The 17,504-nt window shown below is 39.0% G+C and carries 21 protein-coding genes, 1 tRNA gene and 1 pseudogene; 10 read left to right on the top strand and 13 right to left on the bottom strand.

Going from position 1 to position 17,504, the window contains the following annotated elements:
• The 7 genes from LBQ60_15735 to LBQ60_15705 all read right to left on the bottom strand — a co-directional run.
• Positions 1-455: hypothetical protein (locus tag LBQ60_15735; GenBank protein MDR2039373.1), on the bottom strand; the 455-nt coding region annotated here is incomplete at its 3' end.
• 81 nt (positions 456-536) lie between these two features.
• Positions 537-1,370 (bottom strand): hypothetical protein, encoded by an 834-nt coding sequence (locus tag LBQ60_15730; GenBank protein ID MDR2039372.1) that lies wholly within the window; start codon positions 1,368-1,370, stop codon positions 537-539.
• Positions 1,371-1,457: 87 nt separating this feature from the next.
• The gene (locus tag LBQ60_15725) at positions 1,458-2,000 is read right to left on the bottom strand and encodes a DUF4252 domain-containing protein (GenBank protein ID MDR2039371.1); all 543 of its coding nucleotides are present in this window, start codon (positions 1,998-2,000) and stop codon (positions 1,458-1,460) included.
• Positions 2,001-2,045: 45 nt separating this feature from the next.
• Positions 2,046-2,561 carry a hypothetical protein gene (locus tag LBQ60_15720; GenBank protein ID MDR2039370.1) on the bottom strand — a complete coding sequence of 172 codons (516 nt, stop codon included), beginning with the start codon at positions 2,559-2,561 and terminating at the stop codon, positions 2,046-2,048.
• A gap of 4 nt (positions 2,562-2,565) precedes the next feature.
• Complete coding sequence (locus LBQ60_15715; GenBank protein MDR2039369.1) at positions 2,566-3,057, bottom strand: RNA polymerase sigma factor; 492 nt, start codon at positions 3,055-3,057, stop codon at positions 2,566-2,568.
• A 127-nt stretch (positions 3,058-3,184) separates the two neighbouring features.
• Positions 3,185-3,751 (bottom strand): threonylcarbamoyl-AMP synthase, encoded by a 567-nt coding sequence (locus tag LBQ60_15710; protein MDR2039368.1) that lies wholly within the window; start codon positions 3,749-3,751, stop codon positions 3,185-3,187.
• A 35-nt stretch (positions 3,752-3,786) separates the two neighbouring features.
• Positions 3,787-4,548 (bottom strand): glycosyltransferase family 2 protein, encoded by a 762-nt coding sequence (locus LBQ60_15705; protein ID MDR2039367.1) that lies wholly within the window; start codon positions 4,546-4,548, stop codon positions 3,787-3,789.
• A 102-nt stretch (positions 4,549-4,650) separates the two neighbouring features.
• Here LBQ60_15705 and LBQ60_15700 point away from each other — a divergent pair, with 102 nt between their 5' ends.
• The 6 genes from LBQ60_15700 (at position 4,651) to LBQ60_15675 (ending at position 9,251) form a co-directional block, all read left to right on the top strand.
• Complete coding sequence (locus tag LBQ60_15700) at positions 4,651-5,433, top strand: polysaccharide deacetylase family protein (GenBank protein MDR2039366.1); 783 nt, start codon at positions 4,651-4,653, stop codon at positions 5,431-5,433.
• Positions 5,434-5,448: 15 nt separating this feature from the next.
• Positions 5,449-7,482 carry a tetratricopeptide repeat protein gene (locus LBQ60_15695; GenBank protein ID MDR2039365.1) on the top strand — a complete coding sequence of 678 codons (2,034 nt, stop codon included), beginning with the start codon at positions 5,449-5,451 and terminating at the stop codon, positions 7,480-7,482.
• A 185-nt stretch (positions 7,483-7,667) separates the two neighbouring features.
• Positions 7,668-7,741 (top strand) — tRNA-Arg (locus LBQ60_15690).
• 345 nt (positions 7,742-8,086) lie between these two features.
• Positions 8,087-8,293 carry a hypothetical protein gene (locus tag LBQ60_15685; GenBank protein ID MDR2039364.1) on the top strand — a complete coding sequence of 69 codons (207 nt, stop codon included), beginning with the start codon at positions 8,087-8,089 and terminating at the stop codon, positions 8,291-8,293.
• A gap of 129 nt (positions 8,294-8,422) precedes the next feature.
• Entirely contained in the window at positions 8,423-8,704 is a 282-nt protein-coding gene (locus LBQ60_15680) for an SRPBCC domain-containing protein (protein MDR2039363.1), read from the top strand.
• Positions 8,705-8,882: 178 nt separating this feature from the next.
• Positions 8,883-9,251 (top strand): DUF1801 domain-containing protein, encoded by a 369-nt coding sequence (locus LBQ60_15675; GenBank protein ID MDR2039362.1) that lies wholly within the window; start codon positions 8,883-8,885, stop codon positions 9,249-9,251.
• Between the two features lie 88 nt (positions 9,252-9,339).
• Here the strand turns inward: LBQ60_15675 and LBQ60_15670 are convergent, their stop codons facing one another.
• The 6 genes and pseudogenes from LBQ60_15670 to LBQ60_15645 all read right to left on the bottom strand — a co-directional run bounded on the left by LBQ60_15670 (position 9,340) and on the right by LBQ60_15645 (position 13,130).
• Entirely contained in the window at positions 9,340-9,843 is a 504-nt protein-coding gene (locus LBQ60_15670) for a methylated-DNA--[protein]-cysteine S-methyltransferase (protein MDR2039361.1), read from the bottom strand.
• Positions 9,844-9,876: 33 nt separating this feature from the next.
• A pseudogene (locus tag LBQ60_15665) lies at positions 9,877-10,395 on the bottom strand (helix-turn-helix domain-containing protein).
• A 1-nt stretch (position 10,396) separates the two neighbouring features.
• Positions 10,397-10,759 carry an antibiotic biosynthesis monooxygenase gene (locus LBQ60_15660; GenBank protein ID MDR2039360.1) on the bottom strand — a complete coding sequence of 121 codons (363 nt, stop codon included), beginning with the start codon at positions 10,757-10,759 and terminating at the stop codon, positions 10,397-10,399.
• Positions 10,756-11,406: a DNA-3-methyladenine glycosylase 2 family protein gene (locus LBQ60_15655; GenBank protein MDR2039359.1), complete on the bottom strand. Its 651-nt coding sequence runs from the start codon at positions 11,404-11,406 to the stop codon at positions 10,756-10,758. The genes LBQ60_15660 and LBQ60_15655 overlap by 4 nt, the downstream gene beginning before the upstream one ends.
• Positions 11,407-11,516: 110 nt before the next feature.
• Positions 11,517-12,335, bottom strand: coding sequence for an AraC family transcriptional regulator (locus LBQ60_15650; protein ID MDR2039358.1), 819 nt, complete (start codon positions 12,333-12,335; stop codon positions 11,517-11,519).
• Between the two features lie 84 nt (positions 12,336-12,419).
• On the bottom strand, positions 12,420-13,130 hold the full coding sequence (locus LBQ60_15645; protein MDR2039357.1) for a dihydrofolate reductase family protein: 711 nt from the start codon (positions 13,128-13,130) through the stop codon (positions 12,420-12,422).
• Between the two features lie 267 nt (positions 13,131-13,397).
• Between LBQ60_15645 and LBQ60_15640 the strand changes: the two genes are divergently transcribed.
• The 4 genes from LBQ60_15640 to LBQ60_15625 all read left to right on the top strand — a co-directional run.
• Positions 13,398-14,255 (top strand): AraC family transcriptional regulator, encoded by an 858-nt coding sequence (locus LBQ60_15640; protein MDR2039356.1) that lies wholly within the window; start codon positions 13,398-13,400, stop codon positions 14,253-14,255.
• 174 nt (positions 14,256-14,429) lie between these two features.
• Positions 14,430-14,966, top strand: coding sequence for a TlpA family protein disulfide reductase (locus tag LBQ60_15635; GenBank protein ID MDR2039355.1), 537 nt, complete (start codon positions 14,430-14,432; stop codon positions 14,964-14,966).
• Between the two features lie 311 nt (positions 14,967-15,277).
• Complete coding sequence (locus LBQ60_15630) at positions 15,278-15,928, top strand: NAD(P)-dependent oxidoreductase (protein ID MDR2039354.1); 651 nt, start codon at positions 15,278-15,280, stop codon at positions 15,926-15,928.
• A gap of 708 nt (positions 15,929-16,636) precedes the next feature.
• Positions 16,637-17,504, top strand: an 868-nt coding sequence (locus LBQ60_15625) for a hypothetical protein (GenBank protein ID MDR2039353.1), incomplete at its 3' end; no start/stop codon positions are given.

Genomic DNA, 17,504 nt, shown 5'->3' with positions numbered 1-17,504 from the left:
GGGTTTTTATCATTGAGGGCAATATGGCTGATGGTGTTCTGGCTGGCCGATTTTTCCAATGCTAATAATCTGATTTCATCATCATTATCATTGATAGCTACATTGCTGATGGTATTCTGACTATCACTCATCTGTAGTGCTATCTTCCGTATTTCGGGGTTTATATCATTAAGGGCAATATGGCTGATGGTGTTCTGGCTGGCCGATTTTTTCAATGCCAATGTTCTGATTTCATCGTTGCTATCATTCAGGGCTAAATAATTAATAGCATCCGGACAATCCGTGTTTTCCAGGGCGATTTTCCGTATTTCCGGATCCGAATGGAAAAATCCGGTGGTGTCATCTTTCAGGCAGGAACTGGCTTCAAAATTTTCATGGCCAACAGTTCTATGAGTGACAGATATGCTGCACGAAGCCAGAACCATTATTAAAATCCAAATAGATATGTTTTTCATTTGTATTGTTTTACGTGTTGAGTTGTCTTATTATTCTAAATATGATATTCTTACAGATGTTTCGTATGCAAGAATCAATTATCAAAAATTTCTCTTGATATGTCTATTTCTCTTTACTTTCTTTTTTTCAAATGCCATCTGTATACCAATAGTAACAGGTGGGAGTTTTGCATCAATGACCTTGGAATTAAATATTTCCGTGATCCGGTATTGTGCCATAACTTCAAACCAGCCGACCCCTATTCCGGCTATGACGCTTGCTGAAAAAGGATAAAAAGCATAACCATTCCTGTATTTTGTATTTATGGAGAAATCATCTGCATTCCCTTTTGTTTTATAAAATCTTCCGTATGCCCAGTCACCCCTTATACCTATATCCAGATACAGGCCATCAGAGTTTGGCCGGTAATATTTTTCCGCATAAAGATAAAACCGGTTATATACTCCCAATCCTAGGTTATTGCTCCGGAATACTTCTTTAGAAGTCCTGTTTGCTGTTCCGGTCAGGCTTTCGGATGCATCTTTCAGCCGGTAATTATAGAAACTATATTGGGCAATATAACCTATTCCATACCATCGTACGGGATGGAACCCATAGCGATAGCCAATATTAAAATGATTGGATTTACCGTAATGTATTTTCAGGTTTTTATCTTCATCCCAGGGAATCATAAATTCAAGCCCTACATATCCGTTATGGGTGTGGTATCCTCTTCTGTTGAAATCTTCCTTATCATTTTTCAGGATGCCCGGTGATTCCTTTTCACCTACCTCAATCAGTATATTGGTATCATTTACTCCCTCACTTTTACCGAGGGTGATTTCTACATCTCTGATCTTTAGTTTGTTCTGCGATATTACCGTTTCTCCGGTCAAAAAAAGGATAAAGCAGAAAGCAATGATTATCTTTCTCATATAGAAATTGGATTTATTCCACATACTTCAACAGGTTTATGGGGTTGGTTAATTAAAGAATAATGATCAAATAGATGCTATCGGCATCTATTTACCGCTGGAGGTACCTATTTCCCCATTCATTACGGCATCTATCAGGGTTTTATCAATGGTTCCAGATAGATGCATGATAGTGGTGGACGAACTCCCGGATGTGATAAAAAGCAATGCGCTCAAACCTTTACAGTCTTTACAGTTGGTCACATCACGGACATATAATTCCAGTCGTTCCCCGGAACTCTTTACTTTCATGATCTCTTCATAGCCTTTTTTGATGGCCGGCTGTAGTTCATTGGTCAGTGCTTCCTTGGTGGACTTTCCTTTTTCACTGGAAATATCCGTAAGTGTCAGGATGCGCAATCCCGAAATCTTGGAGATCAGTTCCTGGGTTTTCTTGTCACTGGTCTTGCCGTTTTTCATGAGGCCCAGTAGTGCCGGGGAAATGGTGATGGATTCCACTCCTTCTTTTTCTTCATATTTATCAAAGATTTTGGGGATTGGATCTTCTTTGGCATCTTTTTGCCCGAATGAGTCTAACGGAAAATTCATCAGCACAACGATAGCAGTCAACATCACTATAATCTTTTTCATATTTATGGGTTTATAAATAAGTTCCTATTCTGAATATCTCTGATTTTAATGGGTTTCTTTTAGGGAAGCTTCCGATAACGCTTTTTCCACATGATCAAATGCCATCTGCAGTTTACTCAGTTGCTGTAAACTCTGGTTGCTTTCCTGTATCTTTTCAAAAGCAGCCATACTGTTTTTTGCTTTTTGCATAGACTCAGCCAGTAACTGCAGTTTATTTTCCGCCGATTCAATGGCAGCCGCTTCATCATAAACACGTTCTCCATCTACATAATAAATATACTCATTGTGTTGCGGCCGGGGGAAACTTACCAGAAATAAGATGGCCAGACTGGCAGCAATGCCGGTAATGATCATCCACGGCATTTTTATCTTCCTGGACTTTTGTTCCGGATAATCGATGGCTCGTTCTTCCGAGAAAAAAGCGAACAGAGGCTGGTATTTTTTCAATGATTCCGGAACATCCTCCCGGGCAAAGAACCGGTTTAACTGATTTTCTTCTTCCAATGAGGTTTTTCCGTCAAAATATTGCCGGAGCAATTTTTGTATTTCCTGTTCATTCATACTTTCATTGTTTTAAAAGTTCCTCACGTATTTTTTGTCGGGCACGGGAGAGGTTTGTTCGTACCGTACCTTCATTCATTTCCAGTATTTCGGCTATCTCATCCAGTTCATAACCTTCCACATCACGAAGACGGATCGTCATTTGTTGCTGGACCGGCAACCTGTCGATCAACTTCCTTACAAATGCGGCCATATCAGCTTGTTCCGTACTTTTATATGGCGTTTGTTCTACCGGGGTATGTATGGCTTCCGTCAATTCTGATGTTTTATTTACAGGGGAACGGGTATAATCCAGGCAACGGTTTTTTACGGCACACATTGCATAAGCTTCAATACTACGCAATGATTCAAGGTCTTTATGACGTTCCCATAACTTGATTCCTACATCCTGAACCACATCTTCAGCTTCATCGGTTCGCTTGATAAAAGCGAGGGCAAAGCGGTACATCTTAGGCCTTAGATGTACCATCAATTGATTAAAGACGGTTTTATCCATTCAGGTTTTTAAAAGTTAACTTATCCGAACGTATTCAAGAAGAAGACGTTCTTAAAGATAAAATGTTACATGGAATCTATTGTTTTTTACAATTAATTGAATTCTAGTTTAGTAGTGCTTTGGGAAATCATTTCCTGATGATCTGGTATTTTCCGTCATTTTCCACTTTGATAATCGCTGACGCCGCTGCCGGTTGTTCATCATCCTGCCGCCATGTTACAATATAATCTACCGACATCTTTATTTCATCCGCGATCATCTTAAATATCCCTGGGGTGGGCTCACCGCTGATGTTTGCCGAAGTGGAAACAAGCGGTTTTCCGAATTCCTGTATTACTTCCCTGCAAAAAGGATCATTGATCAGGCGGATACCTATGGATTGATCGTCTGCCACCAGGTTACCGGGCAGGTTTTTTGAAGCTGGATAAATGATGCTGGTGGGTTTTTGGGCCGAATTGATGATTTTTAGCGCGATATCCGGAATACTGTCCACATATGATTGAAGCATCCGGATACTATCTACCAGTACCAACAGACTCTGTTTCTCAGTTCTTTTTTTGATTTGGTAGATCCGGTTGATCGAAGCAATATTGGTAGCATCACACCCGATTCCCCAGACTGTATCGGTGGGATAAAGAATGATACCTCCCTGTTTTAAGATATTTACGGATTGTATGATATCATTATGGTACATATCTGGAGTGTCTGTTGTTTACGGTCAAATATTCGTTATATTCCGGAATCTTTGTTTTTGAGCTCCCTCAATTTAGAATACTTCACCAAAACATACATGGAACTGATTCTTGACAGCAGATAACCTTCATATCCGTCCAGAAATCCCAGTTTGAGGATGTACATCTTGAAAAACCTGAATATAGAGCCTATGCAAATCCCCGGAATCGATTTCTTTTTCCCTTTGTTAAAGTATTGGACAGCCATTTTGGATGTATAAGCATTGAATTTATCAAAATAATCCTCCAAATTGGTATAGGTATAATGAAGGATCATTTCTTTGATCCTGCCGATGGATTCTTCCGTGATGAATGTTTCATGCACCTGTTTATGGTCATATCTTCCTGCTCCGTTATTAAACAGGCGTACCCTGTAAAAATTACTCCATCCTCCATGCCTGATCCTTTTGCCAAAACATACCGTAGTAAACCGTATTTTGTATACTTTATGTTTAGTGGAATCCCCTGATATGATTTCCTGTATTTTTTTCTTTAGTTGTGGCGTAATTTCTTCGTCGGCATCAATCAATAATATCCATTTCCCATGACATTTATCAATGACTGAATTCTTTTGTTCTCCATAGCCTTTCCACTTCTCAGTAAATAGTTTTGCATTAAAAGATGCTGCTATTTCCGGTGTTTTATCCGTACTTCCATTATCGACGATCACGATTTCATCGGCAATATCTTTTACTGCATTCAATGTTCTCGGTAAGTCCTTCTCCTCATTGTATGTAATGATTCCGACAGATAGATTCATGAATGACAAATTTTATGGGCAAAAGTAGGTAAAATTCCAAAGTTTGTGACATAAAGCAGATTTTTTTGCTTTAATTCGCATTGGAAATAAAAAGAAGAAAATATGTGGTACATCATTTTATTTTTCGTGGTGGTCGTTTTCCCGGTTTTGTATCTACACAGAAGAAAGGTATTGAGAAATGCGCTCCGTATATTTATGTACCATCATATAGGAAAATCAGAAGACGAAAGTTGCGGTTCTTTTTTTGTCAGTGATGAACTTTTTGCCCGGCAAATCGACTTATTACTGGCTGAAGGGTATCATCCGGTATCATTGTCCGAAGTCGAGGATAGTTATATAAGCAAAAAGAAATTACCGGAACGTTCTGTTCTATTGACATTTGACGATGGGTACCTGAATAATTATACCTATGCATATCCGATGATACTGGAAAAGAAAATTCCCATCACTATTTTCTTGACTACCGGAGAAATAGGAACGAAAGACGGAATGCTTTCGTGGGACCAGGTACAGGAAATGTACAGGAGTAGCCTGGTTGATTTCTCATCGCATGGTGTGAATCATCAACGTTTGCGCAGGCTTGGCGACCAGGAGGCTCTCTCCGAATTAACCGTATCTAAAACGCAAATGGAAGGGCAACTAAAAAAAACAGTCAGGAGTTTTTGCTATCCATACGGTTCTTTCGACCAGCGAACAAGGAAACTAGTTTTTCAGGCCGGTTATCTGATGGATTTTGGAACAAGGAAAGGCGTCAATCATTGGCCATGGAAAGGGAATCGTCCTTTATTGAGGGCGCATGTGATGCGTACGGACCAATTAAAACATTTCCGGAACCAGCTTGCCACAGGCTACAAGAATGGTCCGGCAACATGGATATTCAGATAATCTGATATGATTTCTATGTTAAGACGAATAAATATATGTTTGGTATTGATGTTGCTCGTTTCCTGTTCGGACGAGGATGTAGACAATAGTGACGGTAGTTCCGAAGACGATTCCCTCCGGTTTTATTTACGTGAATACAGCCGTCATATAGATTCTTTTCCCGACAGTGCATTTGTTGCTGCCGGTGAGGCTCTGCGCCTTTCACATGAGACAGAACCCGGGCAAAGTACAATGTTCGATATATTTTATGCATTGGGACGTAGTGCAGAAAAAACAGGACAATACGATATTGCTATCGCGTATTTTTACAAGGCAATAGAATTTACAAAAGGAGTGGATATTTCTTTGCTGGCCACGGCATATAACCATATCGGACAAATAGCTTTCAGGCAGGGGAAATATAATATTGCCATGGAGTATTTTCCAAAGGCATTGGAAATACGCATTGCTCAAAAAGATATCGAAGGCCAGGCTTCTTCTTATAAAAATATCGGTTCTGTATATCAGGTCGAGTGGAAGTATAAAGAAGCTGAGGAGCACTATTTAAGAAGCCTTCAAAATTATATGGAAATTGGCAGTATTGAGGGTCAGGCTGCCTGTTACAATAATTTGGGCGGATTGTATACAGACCAGGGCGTATACGACCGGGCGCTTGAATACTATCATAAAAGCGAGATTCTTTACAGGCAAACGAATAGTCCGGATATATTGGTACCTATGTACAACATGGGGCTTACTTATATAGATATGGGCGAGATAGAAAAAGCCGGCCGTTACTATCGTGAGACATTGGGTATAGCCCGGAAATGGCCGGAAAACAAACGTTTACTTGCGGAAGCCTATTATTCACTGGGAGATTATATGAACATCATCCAGAAGCCGGACTCAGCACTTTTCTATTTCGGGAAATCCATTGAGATCGCTGAACGGTCGGGTTTGGAAGAAATGCAGGCCCGGGCACTGATCAATCGTTCCAGGACATATTCCGGACTGTTGCGTTTTAACGATGCAATCCCGGATTATGAATCGGCTGCATTCATTTCCGAAGAGTTAAATTATAATGCTCAGGAGAAGACAAAGGCTTTTACTCAAATGTATATGCAGTACGAAGCCAAAGTTTTTCAGAAACAACAAATGCAACGTAACCGCATGTTACGGGGTTTTGTGATTGTGCTGACATTTGGGATATTGTTGATCTGTATGATTGCTTTTTTATTGTACCGTAACAATGTTCAGAAAAAAAAGGCCAATGCAAAACTGTCCGAACAATGGGATAAAATCGTACAGCAAAATAAGGAAATTACAGATGGTATCAATTCGGCAAGCCTTGTACAAAGAGCGGTCTTACCTCCCCTGGAGTATATCAATCAGATTCTTCCGGATAACTTTATTTTGTATCGTCCTTTTGATATCGTGAGCGGCGATTTTTACTGGATGACGCAGAAGGGACAGTATACGATTGTTGTTGCGGCAGATTGTACCGGACATGGTGTTTCGGGTGCTGTTGTCAGTATGTTAGGCATCTCTTCATTGAATAAAATCGTAGGAGAGACAGAAATTCCCCATAGTGATGTCATTCTGAACAAACTCCGGGAAGACATTATCCGGTTGCTCAATCCGGAAGGATCTACTTCCCATGTGCGGAATGGGATGGATATCGCTTTGGTGATCATTGATCAGGCCAGGCAGGAAATCAGATTTTCAGGAGCCAAAAACCCGTTATACCTCATCCGTGAACATGAGTTGACTGAAATCAAAGCCGATAAGATGACCATTGGCGTGGATGAACGGCAGGATCAGCCTTTTACCGAAAGATATATTTCTTACAGAAGAGGTGACATGATCTATTTATTTTCTGATGGCTATGTGGATCAGTTTGATTCCGTTGATCAGGAAAAATTCAAAACAAAACGTTTTAAAAGCCTGTTGACATTGGTTTCCGGAGAAGATTTGGAAAAACAATTACAGTTATTGGATGATACCCATTTAAATTGGCGTGGAAATAATCATCAGACAGATGATATCCTGGTAATTGGTATCAAACTTTAATGATTGATCCGGAAAGTCATTATTATGCGATAAAAAGATGCAATTCCCGGTTATCTGATTTTTCTGTTAATCTGACGATACATATTTCTTCATTCGAAAAAATAATTTCCCATTTTCTTCTTATTTTTCCGGATTCCGTTTTTACATTCGAAAAAAGATATATATATTTGCCCCCGCAAAAGCAAGGACCCGTAGCTTAATTGGATAGAGCATCTGACTACGGATCAGAAGGTTGGGGATTCGAGTTCCTCCGGGTCCGCCCTCAAAATCAAGCAACCAAAAGCGGTTAAAATTTCGGTTTTAACCGCTTTTTTAATTTGCCCCCAGTTCTTCTTAATTATTTTATTCGTTTTTTTACTGTTTGTATTATTCAGGGAGTTGTTTAATTGAGTCGGTTGGCTGCTTTGAGGGCTGATTAAGGTATTCATATATGTACTCTCTATACATGAGCATAATATTTTTCACAGAACTGTTGTATCTTTGAAGAATATTAATGTTCATTGTATTATTTTGTTAATGTAGTATGATATACTTTGAACATTTCAACACAGGAAAACAGATAAAATTATCCATAACATTACCTACCACCTTATTAAAAAATAATATGAAAACCAATCGTAACATAGACCTGCAAGAGGTCAAAACATTTATTGCCGAAGTAGAATTAACCAAGGAGTATGACCGGAAGCGGATATCGGAATATCACGACCGTATATTTGGGAAAGATAAACGTCCACGCCTCGACGATCCATGCCCGATTATGCAGATGCGGAAAATTAAAGCATGGTATCAGGATCAGAAGGAAAAATAAATTAAAAAATAGAGGAATCCTAATAAGTAATACCAATAAATTAATGTTGCATATAATAAACGTAATCAGTTTAATAAATGTAACTTAAGAAAACAATAAATAGCACTGAGTGCTTAAAATATACTAATCATGAAAAAAAAAGAAATAAAATCGGAAATCATCATTCATTCTACCCCTCAGATCATATGGGAGCATTTAACCAATTTTGAGTCATACAAAGAGTGGAATCCCTTTATTCTTTCTTTTACAGGTAATCTGGCCGAACAGGAAAGGGTTTGGGTAAAAATAAAACCATACGATTCTAAACCGATGAATTTTAATCCGACCATTCTTAAAGTAGAACCTTACAAAGAGATCAGGTGGCTAGGCCGTTTATTGATAAAGGGTTTATTCGACGGGAACATTATATGAAGTTGATTGATAAAGGTGATTCGACACTCTTCATTCAGGGAGAGATTTTTTCAGGTGTCTTCGTTCCGTTTATGAAAAATATGATTGAGACGAAAACCTTGAAAGGATTTCAACTGATGAATGAGCAATTAAAAAAACGGGTAGAACTTCCAATAATACATGACGAAAAAAGTAAATAATGATCGATGAACTCCATAATTATTATCTCCGGCAGGAAGAACCTCAAAAGAGTTGTTTGCTTGCTCTGCGCGATATGATCCTTAATCAGGATACAGATATTTCGGAAACAGTAAAGTATGGAATGCCCTGTTTTTGCTATAGGAAAAAAATGTTCTGCTATCTGTGGACCGATAGTAAGACCAACGAACCATATATTCTTTTAGTTGAGGGTAAATTATTGAATAACCAGGAATTAGAAAGCGGCAACCGTTCCCGTATGAAAATCCTGAGAATTAATCCAATGGAAAATTTACCACTAATACTTATAGAATCTTTATTGAATGATGCATTAGACTTATATAGAAAAGGGATCATCCGGATCAAATGAAATGTATTAGCTAGGACTTGATCCGACAGGTCAGATCGAAACTATTTCACTTGAAGCATTCGGCTTCTCGTTCTTTACCCTGGAACATTTATTCAAATCCTTTTCTATCCATATTCTCTTTCTCAAACTCCAGCAGTTTCTTTTTTCGCCACATTCCTCCACCATAACCGGTAAGGGAACCATCAGCTCCGATAACCCTGTGACAGGGTAAGATAATGGATATTTTATTTTTCCCATTGGCATTGGCAACGGCTCTTACGGAAGAAGGCATGCCTAAAAGTTCGGCTTGTTTTCCGTAGGTTGTCGTACCACCATATGGTATCTGTAACAAACCCAACCATACTTTCTTTTGAAATTCCGTACCCACTAAATCCAGCGGAATATCGAAATCTTTACGTTCTCCTTTGAAGTACTCATCCAGCTGCTTTCTGAGTGTATCGAAGTGAGGATTGTCACCCTGTACAAGCGGGGCTTTAAATTCCTCACTCAATTGCCTGAATTCCAGATCAATCAATTTGTAGTCGGCAAACTCAAACATACAAATTCCTTTGCCGGTTGCAGCGGCAACCATCAATCCTAAATCCGTTTCAATATATGTGATGTTGACAATACGTTTGTCTTTACTTTTCTGCGGAGAAGTACCTATAATGTTTTTGAACATGTTATTGAATCCGCTCAGTGAGTCGTACCCTGAGTCGAATGCTACATCCGTTACATTTTGTTCGGATTGCATGCGTTGAAAAGCGTTATTTGCCCGGTACATCCTTTGATAGGCATGAAAAGTCTGTTTGTAATTTTTTAAAAACCACCGGCGCACCTGATTGGGTTCTAATCCCATTTTTTCCAAATCAGAGTCTTTTATTTTAATCGCAGGATTTTCTTCCATGTATTTCAATAACTGCTGAATATTGTCGGGCGGGTTTCCTTGCTTTTCCAATGGTTTACAAACCTTGCAAGGCCTGTAACCATTAAGCATAGCTTCGTTTGCAGAAGAAAAAAACTCACAATTTTCTAACTTTGGTTTAGCGGGACAGGTGGGGCGGCAAAATATACCTGTTGTTTTTACTCCGACAATGAATACACCTTCGAAAGAACTATCCCTTTCAAGTAATGCTTTATAAAATATATCCCTTTCAGTTTCCATCTTATATTATATTAAAATAGTCATTTGAATCCCGGGGAGCTTCCGCTCTGTCATTATTTGTATATTCCCGGATAACCGAGGCCACGGTAATGTGGTATTTCCCAAACAAAGTATCATACCCCGCTTTCTGGCTTTCCCGGTGTGCAATATGATTGCGCCATTTTGCGACAGCTTCTTCATTTTCCCATACCGACAAACTAAGTAGTTTTCCTTCTTCGTTCAGGCTTGAAAAACGTTCGGCGCTGATAAATCCTTCCATTTTGGACAATTCGGTTTTAAGATGGGTTGCATAGGTCAGATAATCTGCCATACCCTCTTTTTCAGGCTTGACCTCAAAAATGACGATTACTTTATCTCTATTCATGGTTTTTTCTTTTTGGGTGCATGATCTCTCATTCCTTCAACGGCTCCGCCTGCCACGGCCCATAGGTACAAACTAGCTACCGAAGCATAAGGTGTGTAACGTTTCCAATACCTGTTGAATCTCGTTTTATCGATCTCCCGGTGGTGGTATACCATCCGCATTCCCCGGAGAATAGCCAGATCACCATAACTTAATACATTGGGTCGTTGCATGGAGAACAACATCAACATCTCGGCTGTCCAAACGCCAATGCCATGCAATTCGGAAAGCCTGGCACAGACTTCATGGTCCGGCATGGAGTGAAGCGAATCCATATCAAACTCTTTTGATATGATTTTTTGTGTCACCGATTTAATATAGGCTGCTTTTCTGAATGTAGTGCCGAATTTCTGCAACTCTTCTAATGATAGGCTGTTAATTGAATCAGGAGTGATCTCTCCTAATTCTTTTTGCATCCGTTCCCAAATGGTTTGGTGTGCTTTGGTTGAGATTTGCTGGCCGATAATGGAATGTACGAGTGCGGAAAAAAGATCGGGATTAACTGCTCTTTCTATCATGCCTACCTGCTCGATAACTGCCGCTAACTTTTTATCTGTTTTTTTCAGATGTTCGATCTCTTTTTCTCCGTATAGGAAATAATCAGCCATATTGTTGATTCTCAATTTTCTTTGCAAAGTTAAAGTTCTATTAACTTTCACGCAACCGAAAAATTGACAACATCATTAAGTCAGGTAAACAAATAGAATATTTATTTTTTTTATTTCGTGGGAGCCTTTCCGTATTGTTTTTTATAAGCCTGGGAAAAATGAGAAAGACTCTTAAATCCCATAGAAAGGTAGATATCCGATACTTTTCTCCCTTCCTCCCTGATTAGCTTATATGCTTCTTCTAGCCTCTTGCGGGTTATCCATTTCTGAGGCGGCAGGTCGCTTATCTTCTGAAAATCCCTTTTAAAAGTGGCCAGGCTTCTGCCGGTGAACGAAGCAATTTCTTCAGAAGAAAGATCGTACATATAATTCTCGTCCATAAAATCTTTTAGGTCTATTTTCCAGGGTTCGGCAAAATCAAATAAGGAAGCGGCAGCACGCATATCAATATTCAGGATAGCGTGTACTGCTTCCTGAAGTTTAAGAAATATGATTTCTTTTGAAGGTTTAACTGAAGAATTAAGGTAAGGGACCATCGAATGAAACAAACTCACAATATCCGGAGTTTGTTTCACATATATCAGTTTATTGGTATCACAGTCTTCCAGGTCTTCAGGTAGTTGTGACCTGCATATACTCCTGTAAAATTCGCACAGGAATCCCCTGCTGAAAATCAGGAATATAGCACTGAATGGTATTTCATCATCCGACTTCCGTGTTATGCTGACTTTGTGATTCTTACGTATGAAAACACACTCACCTGCGTTGATGGTAATGACCTCGTGAGCCTGGCATAATTCCAATATCCCATGATAAACATATACCATAATATGATCCCTGACCATGCATAAAAGAGGTTCCTCTTCTTTCAACGGAAAACTCAGGAAAACATCCGAATAATTCAATGACGGGATTTCAGACATGCTCATAATATAATGAATGGATACACAAATTTACAGAAAAGCCGCAGAAATACTTTATTCTGCGGCTTAAAAATTTGATAAATAGTTTTTTTACAGCTGATGAAATTTGTAACGTAACAGGACAGTACCATATTTCTCCTGTTTTACCGAAATAAGCTCCAGTGCTTGCCCGTCTGCCGGTTTTTCATCCGGCTTACCCGGGTATTCAAATATGGAAGGTATTTCTGAAAGACCATCGATGCTGGGGTAGAGTAAAAGGTTTAGTTCATCGATAAGTCCTGCTTTAAGGAAAGTCCCGTTTAAACGTCCCCCACCTTCGAGGATGATTGTTTTCAATCCAAATGCTGTCCCTAAAGTTTCCATCGCTTTATCCAGGTTTTTACCTTCCGGCCCGGCAAAAAGATAGGACACTTTCTTTTCCCGGAGATGAGCAAGGTATTCATCCGGAACCTGCTCACCCAGGATAGTGATGAAATGACCTTCTTCGTGATCCTCGAACTGCGTTTTACCTTTTATGTCCACCACAATATTGGGAATTCCGGCGCCTGCCGGTCGTGCAATAAAAGTTTCCGGTTTTGAGGATGGACGATAATTCTTATTGTCGAACAAATTAGGCATATAGCTTTCCTGAAGGGTATGACGCCCCATCATTACGGCATCACCAACAGGTTGGTCACTCATCTCAAAATAATATCCGAGATATGCTTCATTATCTTCTCCGTTGAATGGTAAAGAATAACGGGTAGTGTACAGTCTTCCGTCTACCGTACTCATCATGTAACAAATAATTTTAGGTTTCATTTTTTTTATTTTTTAATTTAATTTTTCATTTGCAAAGTAATGACAAAAACTTCCTGGGCTGGTTATGCCACTAGCTCAAAAAACTTTAGCCAAAAGCTCAAATGATGGCATGTTTCAGTAATAAATAATACCTGCTGTGTCCGGTTTTATTTCTTTTACCGGTTGGCGACAGAATATAAAAACTTATAGAAAGCAAATACGGATAATGTGTTTTATCAGGTAATCCAAGTTTTTAATACGATTGGATATAATTTGTACCTTTGTAAAGTGGAAGATAATATCAGGACATTTGATTTCAAAGTCTTACCAATTGAGATAGAGGTAAAAGATCTGGAGTTTGTCCGGGAGTTGCCAAAGTTGCTCGGACAACCCCATAAGGCAAACTTTTATCAGATTGTGTGGATCACGGAGGGTTGTGCAATTCTTCGGATCGACTTTCGGGATATTGAGATAAAAGCAAATGAAATTCTGATCATATCTTCCGGGCAGGTTTGTCAATTTGATACAACTTCCGGTTATTCAGGTAAAATGGTATTATTTACAGATTCTTTTTTCACTATAACAGAACTTGATGCCAACTTTTTACATACATCTGAAATTCTCAACCCGGTCAATCTCAACAGAACAGTATCTGTTTGTCCGCAACTTACAGGGAATATCATTGCCTTACTGGATGAGGAATTGAAGGGACCTGCTGATCATTTTCAAACGGGAATTGCCCGGAATTTCCTTCGGATCATTCTGCTTGAAACGGAAAGACAACATACATCGTCTTATCCTCCGGTAGTGAATAATATTGGAAGAAAATTCTATAATGCAGTTGAGCAACATTTTAAGGAAAATAGAACCACAGAATATTACGTCGATTTATTGGGTATAAATGAAAAGATATTATCAAAGGAAGTTAAAACCCTCACAGGCAGTACCCCAAAGGTGTATATAGATTCACGCACGATTCTTGAAGCTAAACGGTTATTGTCATACAGTAGTTTGTCCGTTAAGGAAATAGGTTTTGAACTTGGTTTTGAAGAACCGACCAACTTTAATAAATATTTCCGTAAGCACACGAACCGGACTCCGGCTCAATTCCGGGATATCACAAAGCAATTGACTTCGCCGGATTGAAGGTTTTCATTTAATGGAGCTCACCATTATAAGATGTAATTTGATAATAGAAGTCTGCTTTTGTATATTTATTGCAGATTACTTTAAGTAATATAAATGATTTAATGATCTGTTAATCACATTAGTGTTGATTAATAAATAATAAATAGCACTCTGTGCTTAAATATTGTTTGAATGAAATTCCAATATCTTTTATTTGCAGTGTCCTTCTGGGCTTTTACTTCATGTATTTCAGATAAAGATGATAAGGACACAAAAAATGATGTCCGGATCGACGATCATATTCCCGTATTTGAAATTAAAAATGAAGAACGCAGTCTGAAGTCGCCCGACGATTTTCAGGGAAAGAAAACATTACTGGTTTTCTTTACTACCACTTGCTCCGATTGCAGACGCGAAATGCCTTTTGCAGAATATGCTTATCGGCAGCTTGGATCACAGGGACTGAATGTCGTCACCATTGGCCGTGGCGAAACCCGGGAAGCTGTTGATGATTTTTGGAAGAAATTGGATTTGTCGATGCCATATTTTCTCGATAGTGACAGGAAGGTATTCGACCTGTTTGCCAGCCAGACCATTCCACGTCTTTATTTAGTCAATGAAAATGGTATTGTCGTGTGGATGTTGGTAAATGATTTCGGTTACGGCTCATTCACACAGGAAAAGGGCGACTTGTTCAATAAGTCGGTCCGGGAAAAATTAAATCTTTAAGTATCTGCAGGTACAATGAATACAGGACAGCGATCCATTGCGTGCTCTCATGCCGGGTTTTTCATGACTAAAAAGCAGATTGCCTGATTGTCGAAAATAATACCGGGCTATCAGGGTTGCGGAGATTTACCATTTTAAGACGGATATGTATTATCACTACCAATAGATAGGACTATACTTTTGCATGGTTAAGCATATTAAGTAATACCAATAAGCTAATGTCGCATTTGATAAGCGTAATCTATTTGATCGATGTAATTTAAAAAAGTAATAAATAGCACTAAGTGCTTAAATCAATTAAAAATACAATAATGAACAAAATCGTTTTAATAGGAGCAAGCGGATTCGTAGGTTCTGCTATCCTGAATGAAGCATTGAACAGGGGAATTAAAGTTACGGCAGTAGTGCGCAACCCTGATAGTATTAAGATATCGAATGCAGACCTTACCATCGTTAAGGCTGATGTTTCCGATGCCGTAAAAGTGGCTGAGATCTCAAAAGGTGCTGATGCCGTTATCAGTGCATTCAATCCGGGATGGACAAATCCGGATATTTATGAAGAAACCCTGAAAGTATATCCGCAGATTCTTGAGGGAGTGAAAAAATCCGGAGTAAGGCGTTTGCTTATCGTTGGCGGCGCAGGAACATTGTTTGTTGCTCCCGGTCTTCGTGTGGTAGATTCGGGCGCGATCCCTGCCGAAATCATGGGTGGAGTGAAATCGCTCGGCGAATTTTACCTGAATACCCTTATGAACGAAAATGAGATTGACTGGGTATTCTTCTCTCCGGCAGGAAGCCTTGAGCCGGGTGAACGTACCGGAAAGTACCGTCTTGGTAAAGATGACCTGATGGTGAATGATAAAGGCGAAAGTAAAATCTCTGTTCAGGACTATGCCAAAGCAATGATAGATGAAATGGAAGCTCCGGCCCATCATAAAGAACGCTTTACCATCGGTTATTAAGTAATACAAATAAATCAATGTCATATTTAATAACCATAATCATCTTGATTAATGTGACTTAAGGAGACAATGAATAGCACTGGGTGCTTGATCAAAAAAAGGATCTGCGGATAACATGGTTTCCATTAAAATGAAATCGGATATTGAAAGTAAGCTGTTTGAAGTTCCTTTGCTCTTCTGATGATGTTGAAACAGAAGACATTCAAAAGCTTGTAATTGATCCTCAAAAAGAGATCCGATTCCCTAAGCACTAAATACCGGCCCCCTTACTAAAAGATAAATCATTTATGATATTATCAGCATCGGTAAGGGGGAAGTTGCTGGAATTCAAAATAAACATGACCCAACCTGTCAAATAGGAAAAATCCATCATCATAGATATACTATCAATGATTTTATATGCAAATGATTGGTACCGGTTTACAACACTGAACACTTCTTCCGTTGTTTTTCTGATTATATATATCATATTGCTGCCGGTGCGGACCAATAATTACCGGACTAATGCGGCAAAGTGCGGTTGTAACTCTTGATCCTGTGTAAATTCCTCTACAATGGATGAATGGAAAAAATGTATTAAAGGTAAGGTAGGGTATTTTACATCCTGTGTGTCTCAATAATGTAAAACAGATCTATGATTGATCGATCGTCGTAAATCAGTTGAACATTTTTTTATTAAATACGTAGTATTAAATATAATTGAGTGATATGAAAAATTTATTAATCACATTGTGCATCTTGATGACCATTACCTCCTGTGTTGAGAAGGATTTGGAGAGTTTGAAGAATAATGATGAAGGAGTCAGCGACCAGGAAATCATTTTTGGTGCAATCCCTGTAAAAAAGGTAGAAGCCGGAAAATTTGTGCTGGAAGCGACTTCCACCTCAGGGTTACCTGTTACTTATACAAGTAGCGACCCTGATATTGCCTCCATCGATGGTGATAGTGTGTTTTTACATCAGGTGGGAACGGTTTCCGTTACTGCCTTCCAGGAAGGAAATGAATCATACAACCCGGCTCAGGAAGTAGAACGTGAATTGAAGATAGAGTATGCTGAACTACTTCTGAAGAGATATACACAAGGTAGGGACGTGTTCATATTTGAATATGACGAATACAATCGTTTAATATTATTAAAAGAAATGCTTACCTTCCAGTCAGATACATCAACTAATGGCATTTATGGATGGGAATACGATGAGTCCGGGGAATTGCTGAAAGAAACCTTAGCTCGGTATGACGTTTCCAATGTCAAATCTGTTTGTGCATTTACTTATAGCGGAAATGAAGTGACTATGGTCACCTCTGCCAGAGATTCAGTAAGATTTACAGAGACAGTGACACTGGAAGAAAACGGATATACTCATTTTCCGGACCAACTGTTTGATGAGCGGAACAATATTACACAACGCAGAATTGAAGGGATAAGAAGCAACCTGGATATTGTACACACCATCTGGAAATGTACTTATGATGATAAAAAATCTCCGTTCTATGCTTGCCAGACTCCTAAATGGTGGTTAGATATATTTTTTTATTACCCATATCTTTATCTCTTCAATGCTTCACCTAATA

The organism is Bacteroidales bacterium, from assembly GCA_031275285.1.
GTDB lineage: Bacteria > Bacteroidota > Bacteroidia > Bacteroidales > UBA4181 > JAIRLS01.
This window is presented reverse-complemented; position numbering and strand designations above follow the sequence as displayed.

Excerpts from the sequence above, each read along its gene's own strand:
- LBQ60_15725 (MDR2039371.1), bottom strand. The coding sequence starts at position 2,000 with ATGAAAAAGATTATAGTGATGTTGACTGCTATCGTTGTGCTGATGAAT.
- LBQ60_15700 (MDR2039366.1), top strand. The coding sequence starts at position 4,651 with ATGTGGTACATCATTTTATTTTTCGTGGTGGTCGTTTTCCCGGTTTTG.
- LBQ60_15685 (MDR2039364.1), top strand. The coding sequence starts at position 8,087 with ATGAAAACCAATCGTAACATAGACCTGCAAGAGGTCAAAACATTTATT.
- LBQ60_15695 (MDR2039365.1), top strand. The coding sequence starts at position 5,449 with ATGTTAAGACGAATAAATATATGTTTGGTATTGATGTTGCTCGTTTCC.
- LBQ60_15675 (MDR2039362.1), top strand. The coding sequence starts at position 8,883 with ATGATCGATGAACTCCATAATTATTATCTCCGGCAGGAAGAACCTCAA.
- LBQ60_15730 (MDR2039372.1), bottom strand. The coding sequence starts at position 1,370 with ATGAGAAAGATAATCATTGCTTTCTGCTTTATCCTTTTTTTGACCGGA.
- LBQ60_15655 (MDR2039359.1), bottom strand. The coding sequence starts at position 11,406 with ATGGCTGATTATTTCCTATACGGAGAAAAAGAGATCGAACATCTGAAA.
- LBQ60_15645 (MDR2039357.1), bottom strand. The coding sequence starts at position 13,130 with ATGAAACCTAAAATTATTTGTTACATGATGAGTACGGTAGACGGAAGA.
- LBQ60_15715 (MDR2039369.1), bottom strand. The coding sequence starts at position 3,057 with ATGGATAAAACCGTCTTTAATCAATTGATGGTACATCTAAGGCCTAAG.
- LBQ60_15635 (MDR2039355.1), top strand. The coding sequence starts at position 14,430 with ATGAAATTCCAATATCTTTTATTTGCAGTGTCCTTCTGGGCTTTTACT.
- LBQ60_15710 (MDR2039368.1), bottom strand. The coding sequence starts at position 3,751 with ATGTACCATAATGATATCATACAATCCGTAAATATCTTAAAACAGGGA.
- LBQ60_15680 (MDR2039363.1), top strand. The coding sequence starts at position 8,423 with ATGAAAAAAAAAGAAATAAAATCGGAAATCATCATTCATTCTACCCCT.
- LBQ60_15650 (MDR2039358.1), bottom strand. The coding sequence starts at position 12,335 with ATGAGCATGTCTGAAATCCCGTCATTGAATTATTCGGATGTTTTCCTG.
- LBQ60_15660 (MDR2039360.1), bottom strand. The coding sequence starts at position 10,759 with ATGAATAGAGATAAAGTAATCGTCATTTTTGAGGTCAAGCCTGAAAAA.
- LBQ60_15630 (MDR2039354.1), top strand. The coding sequence starts at position 15,278 with ATGAACAAAATCGTTTTAATAGGAGCAAGCGGATTCGTAGGTTCTGCT.
- LBQ60_15720 (MDR2039370.1), bottom strand. The coding sequence starts at position 2,561 with ATGAATGAACAGGAAATACAAAAATTGCTCCGGCAATATTTTGACGGA.
- LBQ60_15705 (MDR2039367.1), bottom strand. The coding sequence starts at position 4,548 with ATGAATCTATCTGTCGGAATCATTACATACAATGAGGAGAAGGACTTA.